Raw genomic sequence first — 19,482 nt, 5'->3', positions numbered from 1 at the left:
GTGTCGGATTGCGGGGCATCCGCGCCATGGATGGCGCGGCTGAGCCTACAGGGACGTACTTGCGGCGTCCCCGCAATCCGACACCGCCCCGCCAACCACGGAATGCCGCTCTTGCTGTTGCTCTGGCAGTGGCCTCTGCAGGTGCAGGGCGCAGCCCTGCCGAAAAAATCCCTACCGCACTTGCTCCTGCTTGCGCACGATCGCCATCGCAATCTCCAGCGACTGCTCGTAGTTCAATCGCGGGTCGACGGTCGAACGATAGGCGCGTTCCAGGTCACGTTCGGTCAGTTCGCGCGCACCGCCGGTGCATTCGGTCACATCCTCACCGGTCAGCTCCAGATGCACGCCGCCCAGGCGGGTGCCTGCGGCCGCGTGCAGGTCGAAGGACATCTCGACCTCACCACGCACGTTGTCGAAGCGCCGCGTCTTGAAGCCGTTCGCGGTGCTTTCGGTATTGCCGTGCATCGCGTCGCACACCCACAGCACGCGACGGCCATCGCGCTTGACCGCGTCCAGCAACGGCGGCAGCTTCTGCGCGATCTGCGCCGCGCCCATACGATGGATGAAGCTCAGGCGGCCCGGCTCGTCATCCGGGTTGAGCACATCGATCAGGCGCAGCAACTGGTCCGGCGTCACCGACGGCCCCACCTTGATCGCGATCGGGTTGCGCACGCCGCGCAGGTACTCCACGTGCGCGCCATCCAGCGCGGCGGTACGCATGCCGATCCACGGATAGTGCGTGCTCAGGTTCAACCAGCCCTGCTGGCGCGGCACCTGCCGGGTCAGCGCCTGCTCGTAGGGCAACAGCAGCGCTTCATGCGAGGTGTAGAAATCGATGCGGTTGAGGTTGTGCACGCGGGCCCCGGCCAGGGTCTCCATGAAGTGCACGGCATCACCGATCGAGGCCACCATCTTCTGGTACTCGGCGGCCAACGGCGAATGGCTCACCCATTCCAGGTTCCAGTATTCGGGATGGTGCAGATCGGCGAAGCCACCATCGATCAGCGCCCGCACGAAGTTCATCGTCATCGCCGAATGCGCGTGGGCCTGCAGCATCCGCTTCGGGTCGGGCAGACGCGCCGCCTCGGTGAAGGCCGGCGCATTGATCACATCGCCGCGGTAGCTGGGCAGGGTCACGCCGTCGCGGGTCTCGGTATCGGCCGAGCGCGGCTTGGCGTACTGGCCGGCGAAACGGCCGACGCGGATCACCGGCTGGCGCAGGCCGTGCACCAGCACCAGGCTCATCTGCAGCAGCACCTTCAACCGGTTGGAGATCGTGCCCGATTCGCAGTCGCTGAAATTCTCCGCGCAGTCGCCGCCCTGCAACAGGAAACGCTTGCCTTCCTGGGCGTCGGCCAGCTGCTGCTTCAGCGCCAGGATCTCCCACGAGGTCACCAGCGGCGGCAGCCGCTTCAGCTCGTGCAACGCGGCATCCAGTGCCACCGGATCGGGATAGGTCGGCATCTGCAGCGCGGTCTTGCCCCGCCAGCTCTCCGGTGACCAGGCGGCGCCAGCAGCGATGGCGGCAGGATCGGGGGCGGGCGGAACGGCGGACAGGCTCATTACGGACATCCGGGGTGGGGGGCGGTCATGGTCGCAGAGCCAGCCGCTGGCGCAAAGGGCCGGGCCCGGTCATGACTGCCTGAACGGTGTGGAAAGGGGCCGTGTGATCGGCCAGAAACGGCATGGTCGCCATCGCCGGACAGGCGCATGATCGGCACGCAGTTGTTACGGAGTAACACTCCCTCATGGACCGGCCCCCTCCCCTTCCCTGCCCATTTCCCATGAAGCCCTCCCTGCTCACCACCGCCATCACATTCGCCCTGATCCTCACCAGCCAACCCGTGCTTGCCGCCGACACTGATGCCAGCGCGGCTGCGGTCAAGGACCTCGACGTAGTCACCGTCAGTGCTCAGCTCGACCAGGCCCGCAACGCCCTGTCACCGGACATCGGCAGCAGCCAGTACCAGATCACCGCCGAGGACATCCAGAAGCAGCCGCTGGGCGCCTCCGCCCCGCTCAGCCAGGTGCTGCTGCAGGCCCCGGGCGTGGTCCAGGACTCCTACGGCGGCGTGCACGTGCGCGGCGACCACGCCAACCTGCAGTACCGCATCAACGGCGTACTGCTGCCCGAATCGATCTCCGGCTTCGGCCAGACCCTGGATGCGCGCACCATCAAGAGCATCCGCCTGATGGATGGTGCGCTGCCGGCGCAGTTCGGTGAACGCACCGCCGCGGTGGTCGATATCACCACCCGCAGTGGCGCCGAGCTGGGCAACGGCGGCAGCGCTGGCATCACCGCCGGTTCGTTCGGCAAGGTCAACCCGAACGCCTCCTGGTGGGGCAATCAGGGCCGCTGGAGCTGGTTCCTGACCGGCAACTACGACCAGAACGAGGTCGGGCTGGAGAACCCCACCAGCGCACGCAGGCCGCTGCATGACGACACCCACCAGGGGAAGGCCTTTGCCGACCTGACCTATCTGGTCAACGACAGCACCCGCCTGAGCGTGTTCGCCGGCTTTGCCAACAACCGCTTCCAGATCCCGGTCAACCCGGGGCAGACCCCGCAGTTCGGCTACCTGGACACCACCACCTTCGATTCCAGCCAGCTGGACGAAACCCAGCGCGAGACCACCCGCTTCGGCATGCTGGTGCTGCAGGGCACGCTCGGCCAGACCGCGTACCAGCTCTCGGCCGGCCAGCGCTACAGCGATGTGGCCTTCAATCCGGACGTCGTGGGCGACCTGGTGTTCAGCGGCGTCGCCTCGCAGGTCCGGCGCAGCAACCGCGCCAACACCCTGCAGGCCGATTTCTCCACCCCCCTGGGCGATAACCACACCCTGCGTTATGGCCTGTATGGCAACTACGAACACGCCACCGCCAACAACAGCAGCTGGGTGTTCCCGGCCGACGCCGACGGCCAGCAGACGAGCACCACGCCACGGCTGATCCCGGACCGCAATGCCTTCCACGCCAGCACCGCAGCCCTGTACGTGCAGGACGAGTGGCGGATCGGTGATGACTGGACCGTCAACTACGGCCTGCGCGGCGACCGCTTCAAGGCATTCGGTCACACCGAGGGCCAGCTCAGCCCACGCCTGGGCGTGGTCTGGAACGCCAGCGACAGCACCACCGTGCACGCCGGCTATTCGCGCTACTTCACCCCGCCTGCCAGTGAGTTGGTTGCCGGCAGCGATCTGGCCCTGTTCGATGGCACCAGCAACCAGCAACCGGCCGGTGGCAGCACCACGCCGTTGTCCGAGCGCAGCGACTACTACGACATCGGCGTGTCACAGCAGGTCGGCGACCACCTCACCCTCGGCCTGGATGCCTACGACCGACGCGTGCACCGCCTGCAGGACGAAGGCCAGTTCGGCGCCGCCTACATCTATTCCACCTTCAATTATCGTCGCGGGCACATCCACGGCCTGGAGTTCAGCGCCGACTACAGCAACGGGCCGATCAGCGCGTACTTCAACGCGGCCTACAACAAGGCCATGGGCACCCAGGTCATCACCAGCCAGTACAACCTCGATCCGGATGCACTGGCCTACGTACAGCAGAACTGGATCCATCTGGACCACGACCAGAAGCTGACGTCTTCCGGCGGCGTCAGCTATGCATTCGCTGGCCACAATCGGGTCGGTGCGAACTACGTGTACGGCAGCGGCCTGCGTTCGGACATGGAGGGTGTGCCCAATGGCGGCGAACTACCGTCGTACCTGCAGGTCAATCTCAGCGCCGCGCATGACTTGGTGCAGGGGGTTGCCGGCCAGCGGCCGGCACTACCGGAACTCAACCGCCCCTGGGGTTGCCGGCCAGCGGCCGGCACTACCGGAACTCAACCGCCCCTGGGATTGCCGGCCAGCTGCCGGCACTACCGGAACTCAACCGCCCCTGGGATTGCCGGCCAGCGGCCGGCACTACCGGAACGCAGTAGAGCCACGCCATGCGTGGCTCCAGACTGGATCAGCGTTTGACCTTGCGCAGCGACACGGCCAGCGCCCACAGGGCCAGCAGCACGAACCAGACCCCCGACCACATCGGCATGGTCAGGCCAAGGAACGTCCAGTCGATGTTGCCGCAGTTGCCGGTGCCGGTCAGCACGGTGCGGAACACTTCCAGCGGCCCCATGGTCTCGCGCAGGAAGGCCAGCGGCGGGCCACAGGTCGCCCCCATTTCCGGCGGCAGCATCTGCACGTAGACATGGCGTGCGGCGATGCCCACGCCCACGGCTGCAGCGATGAAAGCGAGGATGCCGTAGGTCGCCCGCCCCGGACGGTTGGACGGCCCATGCAGGGCGCCGATCAGGAACAGCAGGCCCAGGGCCGCGAACGCCAGGCGCTGGAAGATGCACAGCGGACACGGCTCCAGCCCCATCTTCAGCTGCAGGAAAATGGCGTAACCCAGCAGGCCCGCGCAGATCAGGAAGCCCAACAGGAACTGGGCACGGAAAGGCCAGCGCAGAGGATTCATCGGCAACGCTCGTGTAGTACGGACCGCAAGCGTAACCGAGAGTGCGCGCCGTTCGAACCGCCACAACGTCGCGCCCGTCGGAACACGCCGGCGCGCGCGCCGCAACATGCGGGATCAACCACGCCCGGCGTGGATCTCCATCCGTCGCCCAGAAACGGAAAAACCCGGCACGAGGCCGGGTTCTTCACCGAATGACGGGTGTCGCGCGTCGATTACTCTTCGACGGCTTCAGCCACGACCGGACGGTCAACCAGTTCGACGTAGGCCATCGGCGCGTTGTCGCCGGCGCGGAAGCCGCACTTCAGCAGGCGCAGGTAGCCGCCCGGACGGTTCGCGTAGCGCGGGCCCAGGATGGTGAACAGGTTGCCGACGGCTTCGTTGTCGCGCAGGCGGGCGAAGGCCAGACGACGGTTGGCGACGGAGTCGACCTTGGCCAGGGTGATCAGCGGCTCGGCGACGCGGCGCAGTTCCTTGGCCTTCGGCAGGGTGGTCTTGATCAGCTCGTGCTTGAACAGCGAGGCGGCCATGTTCTTGAACATCGCTTCGCGGTGGGCGCTGGTACGGCTGAACTTACGGCCGGATTTCTGGTGACGCATGGTGATATTCCTTGGTTAATGATGTGGCTTTGCGGATCGTTGTCGCCTTCCTGGCGCTGCTGCTCGGACTGCGGTTGGTCCTGGCCATCCGTCCTGGACGACCTGCCCGCGAACCTTCGTTCGTCGTGGCGGTATTGCCTTGATGCAATGACCCCGTCGTTGCCGACGGGGCCATGCAGTCTTGCAGAAAGGCTATATCAGCCCAGCATGCCGTGGCTGGCGACGCCGGCCGGCGGCCAGTTCTCCAGCTTCATGCCGAGCGACAGGCCACGCTGGGCCAGCACTTCCTTGATCTCGGTGAGCGACTTCTTACCCAGGTTCGGGGTCTTCAGCAGCTCGACTTCGGTCTTCTGGATCAGATCGCCGATGTAGTAGATGCTCTCGGCCTTGAGGCAGTTGGCCGAACGCACGGTCAGCTCCAGATCGTCGATCGGGCGCAGCAGCACCGGATCCACGCCGTTGTTGGCCGGCTTCGCCGCACCGCGGTCGCGGTGGGTGAAGTCACCGAACACCGACAGCTGATCGCTGAGGATGTCGGCAGCGGTACGCACTGCTTCTTCGGCGTCGATGGTGCCGTTGGTCTCGATATCGATGACCAGCTTGTCCAGGTCGGTGCGCTGTTCGACACGAGCCGCTTCCACGGCATAGGCGACACGGCGGACCGGCGAGAACGAGGCATCCAGGACCAGACGGCCGATGGCACGGGTTTCTTCGTCCGGACGACGACGCGCAGCTGCCGGCTGATAGCCGAAACCACGCTCGATCTTCAGACGCATGTTCACTGCCGTGTCCTTGGTCAGGTGGCAGATCACGTGGTCGCCGTTCAAGATCTCCACATTGTGGTCGACCTTGATGTCGGCAGCAGTGACAACGCCCGGACCCTGCTTGGACAGGGACAGAGTCGCGTTGTCGCCAGAGTGCATACGGATGGCCACGTCCTTCAGGTTCAGCAGGACTTCCAGCACGTCCTCCTGCAGACCTTCGACCGTGGTGTACTCGTGCAACACGCCGTCGATCTCGACTTCCGTGATGGCGAAGCCCGGGATGGACGACAGCAGCACGCGACGCAGGGCATTACCCAGCGTATGCCCGTAACCCCGCTCCAAAGGTTCGATAACGACCTTTGCACGGGTGTCGGTAATGCGTTCGATCTGCGGACCGCGAGGACGCAGAACCTGGTTGGCGGTAACCGTCATGTTGCGGGTTCTCCTAGTGAACCCCCGGCCGTCGCCGGGGGCTCTCCAATGTGAATTACTTCGAATACAGCTCGACGATCAGCGCTTCGTTGATGTCCGCAGGCAGATCCGAACGATCCGGAACAGCCTTGAAGATGCCGGAGAACTTGCCGGAATCCACTTCAACCCACGACGGGCTCAGGTCATGCTGGGCGGCGACGGTCAGGGCTTCCTGGACGCGCAGCTGCTTGGCAGCCTTTTCAGACAGGGCGATGGCGTCGCCAGCCTTGACCTGGTACGAGGCCAGGTTGACCGACTTGCCATTCACGGTGACGCCGCGGTGCGACACCAGCTGACGGGCAGCCGGACGGGTCACGGCGAAGCCCATGCGGTAGACAACGTTGTCCAAGCGGGTTTCCAGCAGCTGCAGGAGGTTCTCGCCGGTGTTGCCCTTCTTGGTCGAGGCCTTCTTGTAGTAGTTGCGGAACTGACGCTCCAGCAGACCGTAGATACGCTTGACCTTCTGCTTTTCACGCAGCTGGGTAGCGTAGTCGGACAGCTTGCCCTTGCGGGCAGTGGCGCCATGCTGGCCGGGCTTCTGCTCCAACTTGCACTTGGAGTCCAGCGCACGCGCCGGGCTCTTCAGGGACAGGTCGGCGCCTTCGCGACGGGCGAGCTTACAGGTAGGACCGATATAACGAGCCATTTCTTATCGCTCCCTTTAGACGCGACGCTTCTTCGGCGGACGGCACCCGTTGTGCGGGATAGGCGTCACGTCGATGATGTTGGTGATCTTGTAGCCGACGTTGTTCAACGAACGCACGGCCGACTCACGGCCCGGACCCGGACCCTTGATGCGGACTTCCAGCGACTTCACGCCGTAGTCCAGCGCAGCACGACCGGCCTTTTCGGCAGCCACCTGGGCTGCGAACGGGGTCGACTTGCGCGAACCGCGGAAGCCAGCGCCACCGGAGGTCGCCCACGACAGAGCATTGCCCTGACGGTCGGTGATGGTCACGATGGTGTTGTTGAACGAAGCGTGGACGTGGGCAACGCCGTCGGTGACGACGCGCTTGATCTTCTTCTTGGTCTTAGCAGCAGGCTTAGCCATTTATATGTCCCTTACTTCCTGATCGCCTTGCGCGGGCCCTTGCGGGTGCGGGCGTTGGTACGGGTGCGCTGGCCACGCAGCGGCAGACCGCGACGGTGACGCAGGCCGCGGTAGCAGCCCAGGTCCATCAGGCGCTTGATCGCGATACCGATTTCACGGCGCAGATCGCCTTCCACGATGTACTTGCCGACTTCGGCGCGCAGGCGCTCGATTTCCGGCTCCGACAGATCGCGGATCTTGGTGGTCGAAGTGACGCCTGCGACTTCGCAGACCTTCTTCGAACGGGTACGGCCGATGCCGTAAATGCTTTGCAACCCGACCCAGACATGCTTCTGGGCTGGCAGGTTGACGCCTGCAATACGCGCCATGACGCGGTTCTCCAGCTGAGTGATGGCCGACAGCGCGCTCAAGGCACGCCGATCCGGCAGGATGGATCAAAAAAGTGAACCAGTGATACTAACAAGGTTCCGGTTTACTTGGAAGCCCGTGAAACCAGAGGTTTCATGAACCCGGCCCGGGGAGTGTGCCCAGGCTCCGGCGCCGGATGGGGTTGGACCTGGAGTTGCCTCCCGGGCCGCCCGCGCTACTCCAGCGCGGGACCACCTCATCACACCCCCACCCGGAACCGCTGCGGGGGCCGCCCTTCGTTTGTGTGGCCAGAGTCCGCGAAGCGGAGGACCATCACGTCAGGAAGACGAAAGTATAACAGGCTAATCAGCCGCGAGCAAAACCACCGCGGTTGCCGCCCTTCAGGTTGGCCTTCTTCAGCAGGCTCTCGTACTGGTGGGACATCAGGTGCGCCTGCACCTGGGCGATGAAGTCCATCACCACCACCACCACGATCAACAGCGAAGTACCGCCGAAATAGAACGAGGCGTTCAGCTGCGTGCGCATCAGTTCCGGCAGCAGGCAGACGATCACCAGGTAAGCCGAACCGGCAGCAGTCAGTCGGGTCAACACGCCGTCGATGTAGTCGGCGGTGGCCTTGCCCGGACGGATACCCGGAATCAGCGCGCCCGACTTCTTCAGGTTGTCGGCGGTTTCCTGCGAGTTGAACACCAGCGCGGTGTAGAAGAACGCGAAACCGGTGATCAGCGCGGCGAAGACGATCATGTGCAGCGGCTCGCCCGGACCCAGGGCATTGGCGACCTTCTGCAGGGTCTGGCCAAAGGTGCTCTGGTTGGCAGCCTGACCCGACCACATGGCCAGGGTGGCCGGGAAGGCCAGCAGGCTCGAGGCGAAGATCGCCGGGATGACGCCGGCCATGTTCAGCTTCAGCGGCAGGAACGAGGTCTGGTTCATGTACGCGTTGCGACCGCCCTGGCGGCGCGCGTAGTTCACCGTGATCCGGCGCTGGCCGCGTTCGACGAACACCACGAAGAAGGTGAAGGCGAGCACGACGATGGCGATCAGCAGCAGCTGGATGAACTGGATGTTGCCGTCGCGGTAGGCGTCGAAGGTGTGGATGACCGCACCCGGCAGGCCCGCCACGATACCGGCGAAGATGATCAGCGAAACGCCGTTGCCGATGCCGCGCTCGGTCACCTGCTCACCAACCCACATCAGGAACATGGTGCCGGCGGTCAGTGCGACCACGGCAGTGAGCACGAAGCCCATGCCCGGCATGTACACGACCGGTGCGCCGGTCGGCGACACCTGGCCCTGCAGCGCCAGCGCGATCGAACCACCCTGCACCACTGCGAGCAGCACAGCGCCGATGCGCGAATACTGGGTGATCTTGCGGCGGCCGGACTCACCTTCCTTCTGCATCGCCTTCAAGGCGGGGAAGATGTGCACAGCCAGCTGCATCACGATCGATGCCGAGATGTACGGCATCACGTTCAGCGCGAAAATGCTGAAACGGTGCAGGGCGCCGCCCGAGAACATGTTGAACATGTCCACGATGCCGCCGCCCTGCTGTTGCATCATGGCAAGCATGGCATCGGGATTGACGCCCGGCACCGGCACGTAGCAGCCAATGCGATAGACGATCAAAGCCCCGACGACGAACAGCAAACGTTGGCGAAGTTCAGTGAACTTGCCCATTCCGCCCGCGAGGTTACCGATGCCAGCTTGCGCCATGATTCTCTTACTCCGTTACGCTGCCGCCGGCAGCTTCGATCGCAGCCTTGGCACCGGCCGTGGCAGCAACACCCTTCAGGGTGAACGCCTTGGTCACTTCGCCCTTGACGACGACCTTGGCCTTCTTGGCAGTGCTCGGGACCAGCTTGGCAGCACGCAGGACAGCGAAGTCGATCTCGCCGGCCGGCAGCTTGTCCAGCTGGTACAGCAGCACTTCAGCGGTGTCCTTGGCGATCGGCGAACGGAAGCCGATCTTCGGCAGACGACGCTGCATGGGGGTCTGGCCGCCTTCGAAGCCAGCCTTGATCTTGCCGCCACCCTTACGGGCGAACGAACCCTTGTGGCCGCGGCCGCAGGTCTTGCCCAGGCCGGAGCCGATACCGCGACCGACGCGGGTACGCTCTTTACGAGCGCCCGGTGCCGGGCTCAATTCATTCAGATGCATGGTCATTGGATTATTCCTCAACCTTGACGAGGTAGTGGACCTTGTTGATCAGACCGCGAACCTGCGGGCTGTCCTTCAGTTCACGCACATCGTTGAGCTTGCCCAGACCCAGCGCACGCACCGACAGGCGATGACGCGCCTGGGCACCACGCAGGCCGCGAACCAGACGGACCTTGACGGTCTTGTTGGTTTCATTAGCCATGGTTGAGATCCTCCACCTTCTTGCCGCGCTTGGCCGCGATGCGAGCCGGCGACTGCGCTGCAGTCAGGCCCTTCACGGTGGCACGCACCAGGTTGATCGGGTTGCGCGAACCGGTGGCCTTGGCCAGCACGTTCTTCACGCCCACTGCTTCCAGCACGGCGCGCATGGCACCACCGGCAATGACGCCGGTACCTTCGGAAGCCGGCTGCATGAACACGCGCGCCGCGCCGTGACCATCCTTGATGGTGTGCCACAGGGTGCCGTTGTTCAGATCGACGGTGACCTGGTTCTTGCGAGCCTGCTCCATCGACTTCTGGATGGCGACCGGCACTTCGCGCGCCTTGCCATAACCGAAACCGACCTTGCCTTCGCCGTCGCCGACAACAGTCAGGGCGGTGAAGGTGAACTGACGGCCACCCTTGACGGTCTTGCTGACGCGATTGACCGCGACCAGCTTTTCGATCATGCCGTCGTCGACTTTCTCTTCGCGGTTACGGTCGCGATCGCGACCCCGCTGCTGACGTTCTTCTGCCATGTTTATTCCTTGGTTGTTGGGTTATGTACGGCTCGAGGCCGCTTATGGTTGTGGAGTGGTGCGTTGTTGCGGTGGGCCGCTACAGAAGAGCGGCGCCGCCCAGCCTCACTCAGGCTGGCGAGCAGGCGGGCATGAGGGCCGGAGCCCCCTGCCCTGATCCCTTAGAACTGCAGGCCGGCTTCGCGGGCAGCGTCAGCCAGGGCCTTGATGCGGCCGTGGTAACGGTAACCCGAACGATCGAAGGCAACCTTCTCGACGCCGGCGGCCTTGGCGCGCTCAGCGACGATGCGGCCAACCTTGGCGGCGGCATCAGCGTTCTTGCCGTTCTTCAGGCCTTCCTTGATGTCGGCCTGGGTGGTGTTGGCAGCAGCCAGCACCTTCGAGCCGTCAGCGGTGAAGACCTGCGCGTACAGGTGCTGGCCGGTGCGCAGCACCGACAGGCGGGCAACACCGAGCACACGGATGTGGGCACGGGTCGACTTGGCGCGACGCAGGCGGGCGATGTTCTTGTTCATGATCTTTTTCCCTGGAAAGCGGAAGGTCCTAATTAGGCCTTCTTGGCTTCCTTGCGAATGATGACTTCGTCGGAGTACTTCACGCCCTTGCCCTTGTACGGCTCCGGCTTGCGGAACGCACGGATCTTGGCGGCAGCTTCACCGACGGCCTGCTTGTCAGCGCCCTGCACCAGGATTTCAGTCTGGGTCGGGGTGGTGATGGTGATGCCTTCCGGCGCCACGAACACGATCGGGTGCGAGTAGCCCAGCGACAGGCTGAGGTCCTTGCCCTGCATCGCAGCACGGTAACCCACGCCGACCAGCTCAAGCTTGCGCTCGAAGCCTTCGGAAACACCCTTGACCATGTTGGACAGGATGGCGCGGACGGTACCGGTCAGCGGGATCAGGTCCACGTTGTCGGTGCTCAGGGTGGCAACGCCGTTTTCGACATTGATGTTGATACCAGCCGGCTTGGCCAGCGACAGGGTGCCCTTCGGGCCCTTGGCGATGACGTTGTCGTTCTGGACGTTCAGTTCAACCTTACCCAGGTCGATCGGCTTCTTGGCTACACGGGACATGGTCTACTCCTTTCGCCTTAGGCCACGAAGCACAGGACTTCGCCGCCGACGCCCAACTGGCGCGCCTGCGCATCAGTCATGATGCCCTTGGAAGTGGAAATGATGGAAATGCCCAGGCCGTTCATGACCTTCGGCAGTTCGCTCTTGCCGCGGTACTGGCGCAGGCCCGAACGCGAGAAGCGCTTCAGGGTCGCGATGACCGGCTTGCCTTCGAAATACTTCAGCACGATTTCCAGCTCGGACTTGTTGTTCTCGAGCGCGGTCACGCGCAGGTCGGCGATGTAACCCTCGTCCTTCAGGACCTGGGCGATCGCAACCTTGATCTTGGACGACGGGGCTTTCACCGTCTGCTTGCCAACCGCTGCCGCATTCTTGATGCGGACCAGCAGGTCGGCGATGGGATCAGTCATGCTCATATGAGTACCTTTGAGTGCACCGATATCCGCTTTCGCGAAAATCTGTTGTCTCCTGGAAACGGGCCAGGCCCCCTCCCCCTACGCGTTGCGCAGAGCAAGACGCGGGAGTATACGCCAAAAGAGCCCGACTTGCGTCGGGCTCTTCGGTTTTTTGCAGAGGGAAAGCTGAACGCCTCCCCTCCCCGGCTGCGAAGCTCCCCGGGGGGAGCCCTCGCTGGCAGGACCGGCTGGGGTTACCAGCTGGCCTTGCGCAGGCCCGGAACGTCGCCACGCATGGTGGCTTCACGCAGCTTGTTGCGACCCAGGCCGAACTTGCTGTACACGCCACGCGGGCGGCCAGACAGTTCGCAACGGTTGCGGTGGCGGCTCGGCGACGAATCGCGCGGCAGCTTCGACAACTTGGTGGCGGCCTCGATCTTCTCTTCGTAGCTCGCGTCCGGGGAGGACACGATCTTCTTCAGAGCAGCACGCTTGACAGCGAACTTTTCAGCCAGCTTCTTCCGCTTGATGTCGCGGTTGACCATGGAGGTCTTTGCCATTTCGGTTTCCTCGACGAATCAGTTACGGAACGGGAACTTGAACGCTGCCAGCAGCGCCTTCGCTTCCGCGTCGGTCTTCGCAGTGGTGGTGATGGCGATATCCATACCGCGGATCGCGTCGACAGCGTCGAAGTCGATTTCCGGGAAGATGATCTGTTCCTTCACACCCATGTTGAAGTTGCCGCGACCGTCGAAGGAACGACCGGAAACACCACGGAAGTCGCGCACGCGCGGCAGCGAGATGTTGATCAGGCGGTCCAGGAACTCGTACATCTTGTGGCGACGCAGCGTGGTCTTGCAGCCGATCGGCCAACCATCACGGATCTTGAACGATGCCACCGAGATACGCGACTTGGTGACGATCGGCTTCTGGCCCGAGATCTTGGTCATGTCGCCAACGGCGTTTTCCAGGATCTTCTTGTTGGTGGCCGCTTCGCCGACACCCATGTTCAGGGTGACTTTGACCAGCTTCGGCACCTGCATGGAATTGGTGTAACCGAACTGCTTCATCAGCGCCGGCACCACTTCTTCCTTGTAAAACTTTTCGAGACGGGAAGTCATCTTCTCATTCCTCAGGCGTCGAGCGCCTCACCGCTGGAGCGGAACACACGCAGTTTGCGTCCATCCTCCAGCACCTTGAAGCCAACGCGCTCGCCCTTGCCCGAAGCCGGGTTCAGCACATTCACGTTGGAGATATGGATCGACGCTTCACGCTCGACCACGCCGCCGGCAACACCTGCCTGCGGGTTCGGCTTGGTGTGGCGCTTGACGATGTTCACGTTGGCGACGACCAGACGGTCGCCATCGACGCGGACGACTTCGCCCTGCTTACCCTTGTCCTTGCCAGCGTTGACGACAACCTGGTCGCCCTTCTTGATACGGTTAGCCATGATTATCTCCTGTCGCTCACAGCACTTCGGGAGCGAGCGAGACGATCTTCATGAACTTCTCCGAACGAAGTTCACGAGTCACCGGCCCGAAGATACGGGTCCCGATCGGCTCCTGCTTGTTGTTAAGCAGAACGGCAGCGTTGCCGTCGAAGCGGATCAGCGAGCCGTCGGCGCGACGCACACCCTTGCGGGTACGCACCACGACGGCGTCATACACTTCACCCTTCTTGACCTTGCCGCGCGGAATCGCATCCTTCACGGTGACCTTGATGATGTCGCCGATACCGGCGTAACGGCGCTTGGAACCACCCAGCACCTTGAAGCACATCACTCGCTTGGCACCAGAATTGTCGGCGACGTCAAGGTAGCTCTGCATCTGGATCATGATTCAGACTCCTTATTCAGCCGCACGCGTGATGACTTCCACCACGCGCCAGTTCTTGGTCTTGGACATCGGAGCAATCTCGGTCACGCGGACGACATCGCCTTCCTTGCAGGCGTTGTCGGCATCGTGGGCGTGCAGCTTCGTCGAGCGCTTGATGTACTTGCCGTACAGTGCGTGCTTGACCTGACGCTCGACCAGGACGGTAACCGTCTTGTCCATCTTGTTGCTGACGACACGGCCTTCGACCGTGCGCAGCGCTTTGTTTTCAGTATTGTCGCTCATAGCGGCCATCCTTACTTCGTGCTGCCGAGCAGGGTCTTGACGCGAGCAATTTCGCGACGCACCCGGCGGATGTCGTGTGTCTTCGGCAGCTGGCCGGTGACCTGCTGCATACGGACAGAGAACTGTTCCTTACGCAGGTCGATCAGGTGGGCCTTGAGGTCGTCAGCCGACTTTTCACGGAGAGTTTTGATATCCATCAGCGCACCGTCCGGGTCACGAAAGTGGTGGTGACCGAGAGCTTGGCAGCGGCCAGGCGGAACGCCTCGCGTGCCACTTCCTCGGTAACACCCTCGATTTCATAGATCATGCGGCCGGGCTGGATCTGGGCCACCCAGTATTCCACGTTGCCCTTACCCGAACCCATTCGAACTTCGATGGGCTTCTTGGTGATGGGCTTGTCGGGGAACACTCGGATCCACATCTTGCCGCCGCGCTTCACGTAGCGGCTGATCGAACGGCGAGCCGCTTCGATCTGACGCGCGGTCAGCTGACCGTGGGCGGTTGCCTTCAGGCCGTACTCGCCAAAGCTGACAGCGTTTGCGCTCCAGCTGAGGCCTTCGTTACGGCCCTTGTGCACCTTGCGGTACTTGGTTCGCTTGGGTTGCAACATTGTCGTTACCTCGCTTCACGAGCCGGGCGCTGACGGTCACCGCGGTCGCCGCGATCATGACGATCGTTGCGCGACGGGGTGTCGTCCTGCTTTTCCTGGCCAACCTGGGAGAAATCGAAGACCTCGCCCTTGTAGATCCAGACCTTGATGCCGATGATGCCGTAGGTCGTCTTGGCCTCAGCGAAGCCATAGTCGATGTCGGCACGCAGCGTGTGCAGCGGCACGCGGCCTTCGCGGTACCACTCCGAACGGGCGATTTCTGCACCGTTGAGGCGGCCACCGACGTTGACCTTGATGCCCAGGGCACCCAGGCGCATCGCGTTGCCGACCGAGCGCTTCATTGCACGGCGGAACATGATGCGACGCTCCAGCTGCTGCGCGATCGATTCGGCAACCAGCTGTGCGTCCAGCTCGGGCTTGCGCACTTCGGTGACGTTGATGTGCGCCGGGACGCCCATCATCTCGCTCACTTCCTTGCGCAGCTTCTCGATGTCCTCACCGCGCTTGCCGATCACCACGCCCGGACGGGCGGTGTGGATCGTCACGCGAGCGGTCTTTGCCGGACGCTCGATCAGGATCTTGCTGATGCCGGCCTGAGCCAGCTTCTTGCGCAGCATTTCGCGCACTTTCAGGTCGGCTGCCAGGTAACCAGCGAACTCGGCCTTGTTGGCGTACCACTTGGAGTTCCAGTCCTTGGAAATGCCGAGGCGGATACCAATCGGATGAACTTTATGACCCATGGTCTTTTCCTTATCCGCTTACTTGGCGGCGCCAACAACCACAGTGATGTGGCTGGTGCGCTTGAGGATGCGGGTACCGCGGCCTTTCGCCCGCGCCATGAAACGCTTCAGGGTCGGACCTTCATCTACCATGATGGTCTGAACCTTCAGCTCGTCGACGTCGGCGCCCTGGTTGTTCTCGGCATTTGCAATAGCCGACTCCACCACCTTCTTGATCAGGTGGGCAGCCTTCTTGTCCGAGAACTTCAGCAGGTTGACGGCACGCTCGGCCGGCAGACCGCGCACCTGGTCAGCGACCAGACGTGCCTTCTGCGGGGAGATGCGCGCGGTGCGCAGGATGGCTTTCGCTTCCATTGTCATCTCTCCTTACTTGCCCGACTTCTTGTCACCACCGTGACCCTTGAAGGTCCGGGTGATGGCAAATTCGCCGAGCTTGTGGCCGACCATGTTCTCGTTGACGAGAACCGGGATGTGGTTCTTGCCGTTATGCACGGCAATGGTGACGCCTACCATGTCAGGCAGGATCATCGAACGACGCGACCAGGTCTTGATCGGACGCTTGCTACCCGCAGCGGCAGCCACCTTAGCAACCAGGTGGTGATCGACAAACGGGCCCTTCTTGAGTGAACGTGCCATGGTCGATTAGCCCCTACGATCGCGGACGATGAACTGCTGAGTGCGCTTGTTATGGCGCGTCTTGTAACCCTTGGTCGGAACACCCCACGGGGTGACCGGATGCGGGTTACCCTGGCCGGCCTTCGCCTCACCACCACCGTGCGGGTGGTCAACCGGGTTCATGGCAGCACCACGAACGGTCGGGCGGACGCCGCGCCAGCGCTTGGCACCGGCCTTGCCCAGCTTTTCCAAGCTGTGCTCGTCGTTGCCGACTTCGCCGATGGTCGCGCAGCACTCAACCGGAACCTTGCGCATTTCACCCGAGCGCAGGCGCAGGGTGGCGTAGATGCCTTCACGAGCGACCAGCTGCACGGCAGCACCCGCAGCGCGGGCGATCTGAGCGCCCTTGCCCGGCTTCAGCTCGATGCAGTGGATGGTGGTACCGACCGGGATGTTGCGCAGCGGCAGGGTGTTGCCCGCCTTGATCGGAGCATCCGAACCAGCGATCACCTGATCACCAGCCTTCAGACCCTTCGGGGCGATGATGTAGCGACGCTCGCCGTCGACGTAGCACAGCAGGGCGATGTGCGCGGTGCGGTTCGGATCGTATTCGATGCGTTCCACGCGCGCCGGGATGCCCAGCTTGTTGCGCTTGAAGTCAATCAGGCGGTAGTGCTGCTTGTGGCCACCACCGACGTGACGCACGGTGATGCGGCCGTGGTGGTTGCGACCACCCGAACGGCTCTGCGACTCGACCAGCGGAGCGTGCGGAGCGCCCTTGTGCAGGTCGGGAGTAACCACGCGCACGGCCGAACGGCGACCGGGAGAAGTGGGCTTGAATTTCATCAATGGCATGGGATGTACCTCAGGCCTTGGCCGTTACATCGATCGACTGGCCGTCGGCCAGGCGAACGTACGCCTTGCGCCAATCGCCGCGGCGGCCAGCACGGTTACGGAAGGACTTGTTCTTGCCCTTGACGTTGACCACGTTGACTGCTTCGACCTTGACGTCGAACAGCTGCTCAACCGCGGCCTTTACATCGGCCTTGGTGGCTTCGTTCGAAATTTCGAAGACGTACTGATTGGAGAGTTCCTGCAGGCGCGCGGTCTTTTCGGAGACACGCGGGGCGAGCAGCACGCTGAAGATTTTTTCGTTGCTGTTCATGCCAGCCACTCCTCGACCTTCTTGACCGCGTCAGCGGTGATGACGACCGTGTCGGCACCGACCAGCGACACCGGATCCAGGCCCTGGACGTCACGCACTTCCACGTAGGGAATGTTGCGCGCCGACAGGTACAGGTGCTCGGAGGCTTCTTCAGTGACGATCAGCGGGCGCTTGCCCACTTCCAGGCCGGCCAGCTTGGCGATCAGAGCCTTCGTGTTGGTCGCTTCGACATCGAAGGACTCCACGATGGTCAGACGGCCCTGACGGTTCAGCTCGGACAGGATCGCGCACATGGCGGCACGGTACTGCTTACGATTGACCTTCTGCTCGAAGCTGCGCGGCTTTGCCGCGAAGGTGACACCGCCGCCGACGAAGATCGGAGCCGTCAGTGCGCCATGACGCGCGCCGCCGCCCTTCTGCTTCTTCGACTTCTTGGTGGTACCTGCCACTTCGGAGCGAGTCTTCTGCGCCTTGGTGCCGGCGCGACCGGCGTTGCGGTAAGCAACGACAACCTGGTGAACCAGATCTTCGCTGAAATCGCGACCGAACACGGCGTCGGAGACCGAGACCTTGTTATTGCTACCCGTGATAACGAGTTCCATCGTCATCTCTCCTTATGCCTTGCTCGCCGGACGGACGATCACGTCGCCACCCGCCGCGCCCGGAACGGCGCCGCGAACTGCGATCAGACCGCGCTCGACGTCGACCTTGACAACTTCCAGGTTCTGGGTGCTCTGCTGCACGGCGCCCATGTGACCGGACATCTTCTTACCCGGGAACACGCGGCCGGGCGTCTGGCGCTGACCCAGCGAACCCGGCGCGCGATGCGACAGCGAGTTGCCGTGGGTAGCGTCACCCATACGGAAGTTGTAGCGCTTGATGGTGCCCTGGAAGCCCTTACCCTTGGTGACACCCTGGACGTCGACGATCTGGCCGACTTCAAAGATGTCCGCCTTGACTTCGCCACCCACGGCGAAATCGCCGAGCTGGGCGTCTTCAACGCGGAATTCCCACAGGCCACGGCCCGCTTCCACTTTCGCCTTGGCGAAGTGGCCGGCTTCCGGCTTGTTGACCAGGGCAGCGCGACGCGCACCGACGGTCACCTGCACGGCGCTGTAGCCGTCAGTTTCGACGGTCTTGATCTGCGCGATGCGGTTGGGGGTTGCTTCGATCAGGGTCACCGGGATGGAACGGCCATCTTCGGTGAACACGCGGCTCATGCCAGCCTTGCGGCCCACGAAGCCCAACGAATACTTCTTCGTCATGGTCGTAGTCCTCAGGTCAGCTTGATCTGAACGTCGACGCCGGCAGCCAGTTCGAGCTTCATCAGCGCGTCCACGGTCTTGTCATTCGGGTCAACGATATCGAGCACGCGCTTGTGCGTGCGGGTCTCGTACTGGTCACGCGCGTCCTTGTCGACGTGCGGGGAGACGAGGATGGTGTAACGCTCGATCTTGGTCGGCAGCGGGATCGGGCCACGCACTTGCGCGCCGGTCCGCTTCGCCGTCTCAACGATCTCGCTGGCCGAACGGTCGATCAGACGATGATCGAACGCTTTCAGCCGGATCCGGATCTTTTGGTCCGCCATGGCGGTAGGTTCCTTCGATAAAAGAGCGACAGACAAAGCCTCTGGGTTGCTTTGCCCCATGAAATCCCTGAATACAGACGGCCCGCATTCCCGCAGGCCGACAAGGTCAATCCGTAGACCCCAAATGCATAGGCAGACCCGTGAAACCGGCCTGCCCAGACGGAGAAGCATAATGGCACGCAAGGCAGCTGTCAACAGTCTCCTGTTGACGCCGCCTGAATGGCATTGACCCTTCCTGGTCTGGGGAACACAAAGCACATCCTGTGCCTACTTTCCCGTTTGATACGCCCCGATGCCCTACCCAGGCAACATCGGGGCGCAGATTCTAACAGATTACTCGAGGATGGTGGCAACCACGCCAGCACCGACGGTACGGCCACCTTCGCGGATTGCGAAGCGCAGGCCGGCATCCATGGCGACCGGGTTGATCAGGGTGACAACCATCTTGATGTTGTCGCCCGGCATCACCATCTCGACGCCTTCCGGCAGCTCGACCGCACCGGTGATGTCGGTGGTACGGAAGTAGAACTGCGGACGGTAGCCCTTGAAGAACGGGGT

Annotated in this window: 30 protein-coding genes and 1 pseudogene; 1 reads left to right on the top strand and 30 read right to left on the bottom strand. The window is 63.1% G+C overall.

Annotated features, from left to right (window positions below; all coding sequences use genetic code 11):
* Positions 1–171: 171 nt before the first annotated feature.
* Complete coding sequence (locus AB4Y98_RS20490; RefSeq protein WP_025879324.1) at positions 172–1,563, bottom strand: class II 3-deoxy-7-phosphoheptulonate synthase; 1,392 nt, start codon at positions 1,561–1,563, stop codon at positions 172–174.
* 221 nt (positions 1,564–1,784) lie between these two features.
* On the opposite strand from AB4Y98_RS20490, the gene AB4Y98_RS20485 reads away from it, so the two are divergent.
* Entirely contained in the window at positions 1,785–3,980 is a 2,196-nt protein-coding gene (locus AB4Y98_RS20485; protein ID WP_442245030.1) for a TonB-dependent receptor, read from the top strand.
* On the opposite strand, the gene AB4Y98_RS20480 is transcribed toward AB4Y98_RS20485, so the two are convergent.
* From AB4Y98_RS20480 to tuf, 29 genes and pseudogenes are all read right to left on the bottom strand, one after another.
* Positions 3,970–4,476, bottom strand: coding sequence for a disulfide bond formation protein B (locus tag AB4Y98_RS20480; RefSeq protein WP_312106288.1), 507 nt, complete (start codon positions 4,474–4,476; stop codon positions 3,970–3,972). The genes AB4Y98_RS20485 and AB4Y98_RS20480 overlap by 11 nt on opposite strands.
* 212 nt (positions 4,477–4,688) lie before the next feature.
* Entirely contained in the window at positions 4,689–5,072 is a 384-nt protein-coding gene (gene rplQ, locus AB4Y98_RS20475; RefSeq protein WP_025879321.1) for a 50S ribosomal protein L17, read from the bottom strand.
* 197 nt (positions 5,073–5,269) lie between these two features.
* Positions 5,270–6,268 (bottom strand): DNA-directed RNA polymerase subunit alpha, encoded by a 999-nt coding sequence (locus tag AB4Y98_RS20470; protein WP_025879320.1) that lies wholly within the window; start codon positions 6,266–6,268, stop codon positions 5,270–5,272.
* A 55-nt stretch (positions 6,269–6,323) separates the two neighbouring features.
* Positions 6,324–6,953 (bottom strand): 30S ribosomal protein S4, encoded by a 630-nt coding sequence (gene rpsD, locus AB4Y98_RS20465; RefSeq protein WP_025879319.1) that lies wholly within the window; start codon positions 6,951–6,953, stop codon positions 6,324–6,326.
* Between the two features lie 15 nt (positions 6,954–6,968).
* A complete protein-coding gene (rpsK, locus tag AB4Y98_RS20460) occupies positions 6,969–7,358 on the bottom strand; it encodes a 30S ribosomal protein S11 (RefSeq protein WP_004145443.1) in 390 nt (129 codons plus the stop codon).
* 11 nt (positions 7,359–7,369) lie between these two features.
* The gene (gene rpsM, locus AB4Y98_RS20455) at positions 7,370–7,726 is read right to left on the bottom strand and encodes a 30S ribosomal protein S13 (protein WP_025879318.1); all 357 of its coding nucleotides are present in this window, start codon (positions 7,724–7,726) and stop codon (positions 7,370–7,372) included.
* Positions 7,727–8,072: 346 nt separating this feature from the next.
* Complete coding sequence (secY, locus tag AB4Y98_RS20450; protein ID WP_025879317.1) at positions 8,073–9,440, bottom strand: preprotein translocase subunit SecY; 1,368 nt, start codon at positions 9,438–9,440, stop codon at positions 8,073–8,075.
* 7 nt (positions 9,441–9,447) lie between these two features.
* A complete protein-coding gene (gene rplO / locus AB4Y98_RS20445; RefSeq protein ID WP_025879316.1) occupies positions 9,448–9,891 on the bottom strand; it encodes a 50S ribosomal protein L15 in 444 nt (147 codons plus the stop codon).
* 4 nt (positions 9,892–9,895) lie between these two features.
* On the bottom strand, positions 9,896–10,087 hold the full coding sequence (rpmD, locus tag AB4Y98_RS20440; protein WP_025879315.1) for a 50S ribosomal protein L30: 192 nt from the start codon (positions 10,085–10,087) through the stop codon (positions 9,896–9,898).
* The gene (gene rpsE, locus AB4Y98_RS20435) at positions 10,080–10,622 is read right to left on the bottom strand and encodes a 30S ribosomal protein S5 (RefSeq protein WP_025879314.1); all 543 of its coding nucleotides are present in this window, start codon (positions 10,620–10,622) and stop codon (positions 10,080–10,082) included. The genes rpmD and rpsE overlap by 8 nt, the downstream gene beginning before the upstream one ends.
* A 161-nt stretch (positions 10,623–10,783) precedes the next feature.
* Positions 10,784–11,137 (bottom strand): 50S ribosomal protein L18, encoded by a 354-nt coding sequence (gene rplR / locus AB4Y98_RS20430; RefSeq protein WP_025879313.1) that lies wholly within the window; start codon positions 11,135–11,137, stop codon positions 10,784–10,786.
* Positions 11,138–11,169: 32 nt separating this feature from the next.
* The gene (gene rplF / locus AB4Y98_RS20425) at positions 11,170–11,694 is read right to left on the bottom strand and encodes a 50S ribosomal protein L6 (RefSeq protein ID WP_089239003.1); all 525 of its coding nucleotides are present in this window, start codon (positions 11,692–11,694) and stop codon (positions 11,170–11,172) included.
* Between the two features lie 17 nt (positions 11,695–11,711).
* Positions 11,712–12,110, bottom strand: a complete 399-nt coding sequence (gene rpsH / locus AB4Y98_RS20420; protein ID WP_025879311.1) for a 30S ribosomal protein S8 — start codon at positions 12,108–12,110, stop codon at positions 11,712–11,714.
* A gap of 233 nt (positions 12,111–12,343) precedes the next feature.
* Positions 12,344–12,649: a 30S ribosomal protein S14 gene (rpsN, locus tag AB4Y98_RS20415; protein WP_032977438.1), complete on the bottom strand. Its 306-nt coding sequence runs from the start codon at positions 12,647–12,649 to the stop codon at positions 12,344–12,346.
* Between the two features lie 18 nt (positions 12,650–12,667).
* On the bottom strand, positions 12,668–13,210 hold the full coding sequence (gene rplE / locus AB4Y98_RS20410; RefSeq protein WP_025879309.1) for a 50S ribosomal protein L5: 543 nt from the start codon (positions 13,208–13,210) through the stop codon (positions 12,668–12,670).
* An 11-nt stretch (positions 13,211–13,221) separates the two neighbouring features.
* A complete protein-coding gene (gene rplX, locus AB4Y98_RS20405; RefSeq protein ID WP_025879308.1) occupies positions 13,222–13,539 on the bottom strand; it encodes a 50S ribosomal protein L24 in 318 nt (105 codons plus the stop codon).
* Between the two features lie 16 nt (positions 13,540–13,555).
* Positions 13,556–13,924, bottom strand: coding sequence for a 50S ribosomal protein L14 (gene rplN, locus AB4Y98_RS20400; protein WP_025879307.1), 369 nt, complete (start codon positions 13,922–13,924; stop codon positions 13,556–13,558).
* A gap of 12 nt (positions 13,925–13,936) precedes the next feature.
* Positions 13,937–14,206 carry a 30S ribosomal protein S17 gene (gene rpsQ, locus AB4Y98_RS20395; RefSeq protein WP_004145355.1) on the bottom strand — a complete coding sequence of 90 codons (270 nt, stop codon included), beginning with the start codon at positions 14,204–14,206 and terminating at the stop codon, positions 13,937–13,939.
* Between the two features lie 11 nt (positions 14,207–14,217).
* A complete protein-coding gene (gene rpmC, locus AB4Y98_RS20390; protein WP_025879306.1) occupies positions 14,218–14,403 on the bottom strand; it encodes a 50S ribosomal protein L29 in 186 nt (61 codons plus the stop codon).
* A complete protein-coding gene (gene rplP / locus AB4Y98_RS20385) occupies positions 14,403–14,816 on the bottom strand; it encodes a 50S ribosomal protein L16 (RefSeq protein ID WP_025879305.1) in 414 nt (137 codons plus the stop codon). The genes rpmC and rplP overlap by 1 nt, the downstream gene beginning before the upstream one ends.
* Before the next feature lie 5 nt (positions 14,817–14,821).
* Positions 14,822–15,556, bottom strand: coding sequence for a 30S ribosomal protein S3 (rpsC, locus tag AB4Y98_RS20380; RefSeq protein ID WP_004145350.1), 735 nt, complete (start codon positions 15,554–15,556; stop codon positions 14,822–14,824).
* Between the two features lie 18 nt (positions 15,557–15,574).
* Entirely contained in the window at positions 15,575–15,910 is a 336-nt protein-coding gene (gene rplV, locus AB4Y98_RS20375) for a 50S ribosomal protein L22 (protein ID WP_004145348.1), read from the bottom strand.
* Between the two features lie 12 nt (positions 15,911–15,922).
* Entirely contained in the window at positions 15,923–16,192 is a 270-nt protein-coding gene (gene rpsS, locus AB4Y98_RS20370; RefSeq protein ID WP_004145340.1) for a 30S ribosomal protein S19, read from the bottom strand.
* A gap of 6 nt (positions 16,193–16,198) precedes the next feature.
* Positions 16,199–17,026, bottom strand: coding sequence for a 50S ribosomal protein L2 (gene rplB / locus AB4Y98_RS20365; protein WP_025879304.1), 828 nt, complete (start codon positions 17,024–17,026; stop codon positions 16,199–16,201).
* A gap of 10 nt (positions 17,027–17,036) precedes the next feature.
* The gene (gene rplW / locus AB4Y98_RS20360; RefSeq protein ID WP_025879303.1) at positions 17,037–17,336 is read right to left on the bottom strand and encodes a 50S ribosomal protein L23; all 300 of its coding nucleotides are present in this window, start codon (positions 17,334–17,336) and stop codon (positions 17,037–17,039) included.
* On the bottom strand, positions 17,333–17,938 hold the full coding sequence (gene rplD, locus AB4Y98_RS20355) for a 50S ribosomal protein L4 (RefSeq protein ID WP_025879302.1): 606 nt from the start codon (positions 17,936–17,938) through the stop codon (positions 17,333–17,335). Before rplD ends, rplW begins: the two co-directional genes overlap by 4 nt.
* A 12-nt stretch (positions 17,939–17,950) precedes the next feature.
* Positions 17,951–18,601 (bottom strand): 50S ribosomal protein L3, encoded by a 651-nt coding sequence (rplC, locus tag AB4Y98_RS20350; protein WP_025879301.1) that lies wholly within the window; start codon positions 18,599–18,601, stop codon positions 17,951–17,953.
* An 11-nt stretch (positions 18,602–18,612) separates the two neighbouring features.
* A complete protein-coding gene (rpsJ, locus tag AB4Y98_RS20345; RefSeq protein ID WP_010341589.1) occupies positions 18,613–18,924 on the bottom strand; it encodes a 30S ribosomal protein S10 in 312 nt (103 codons plus the stop codon).
* Between the two features lie 333 nt (positions 18,925–19,257).
* Positions 19,258–19,482, bottom strand: a pseudogene (tuf, locus tag AB4Y98_RS20340) (elongation factor Tu); the annotation flags it as partial.

The sequence above is a fragment of the Stenotrophomonas sp. 2YAF26 genome, from assembly GCF_052114625.1.
Taxonomy (GTDB): domain Bacteria; phylum Pseudomonadota; class Gammaproteobacteria; order Xanthomonadales; family Xanthomonadaceae; genus Stenotrophomonas; species Stenotrophomonas indicatrix.
Note: the sequence above shows the minus strand (reverse complement) of the source record. Positions and strands in the feature narration are given on the sequence as shown.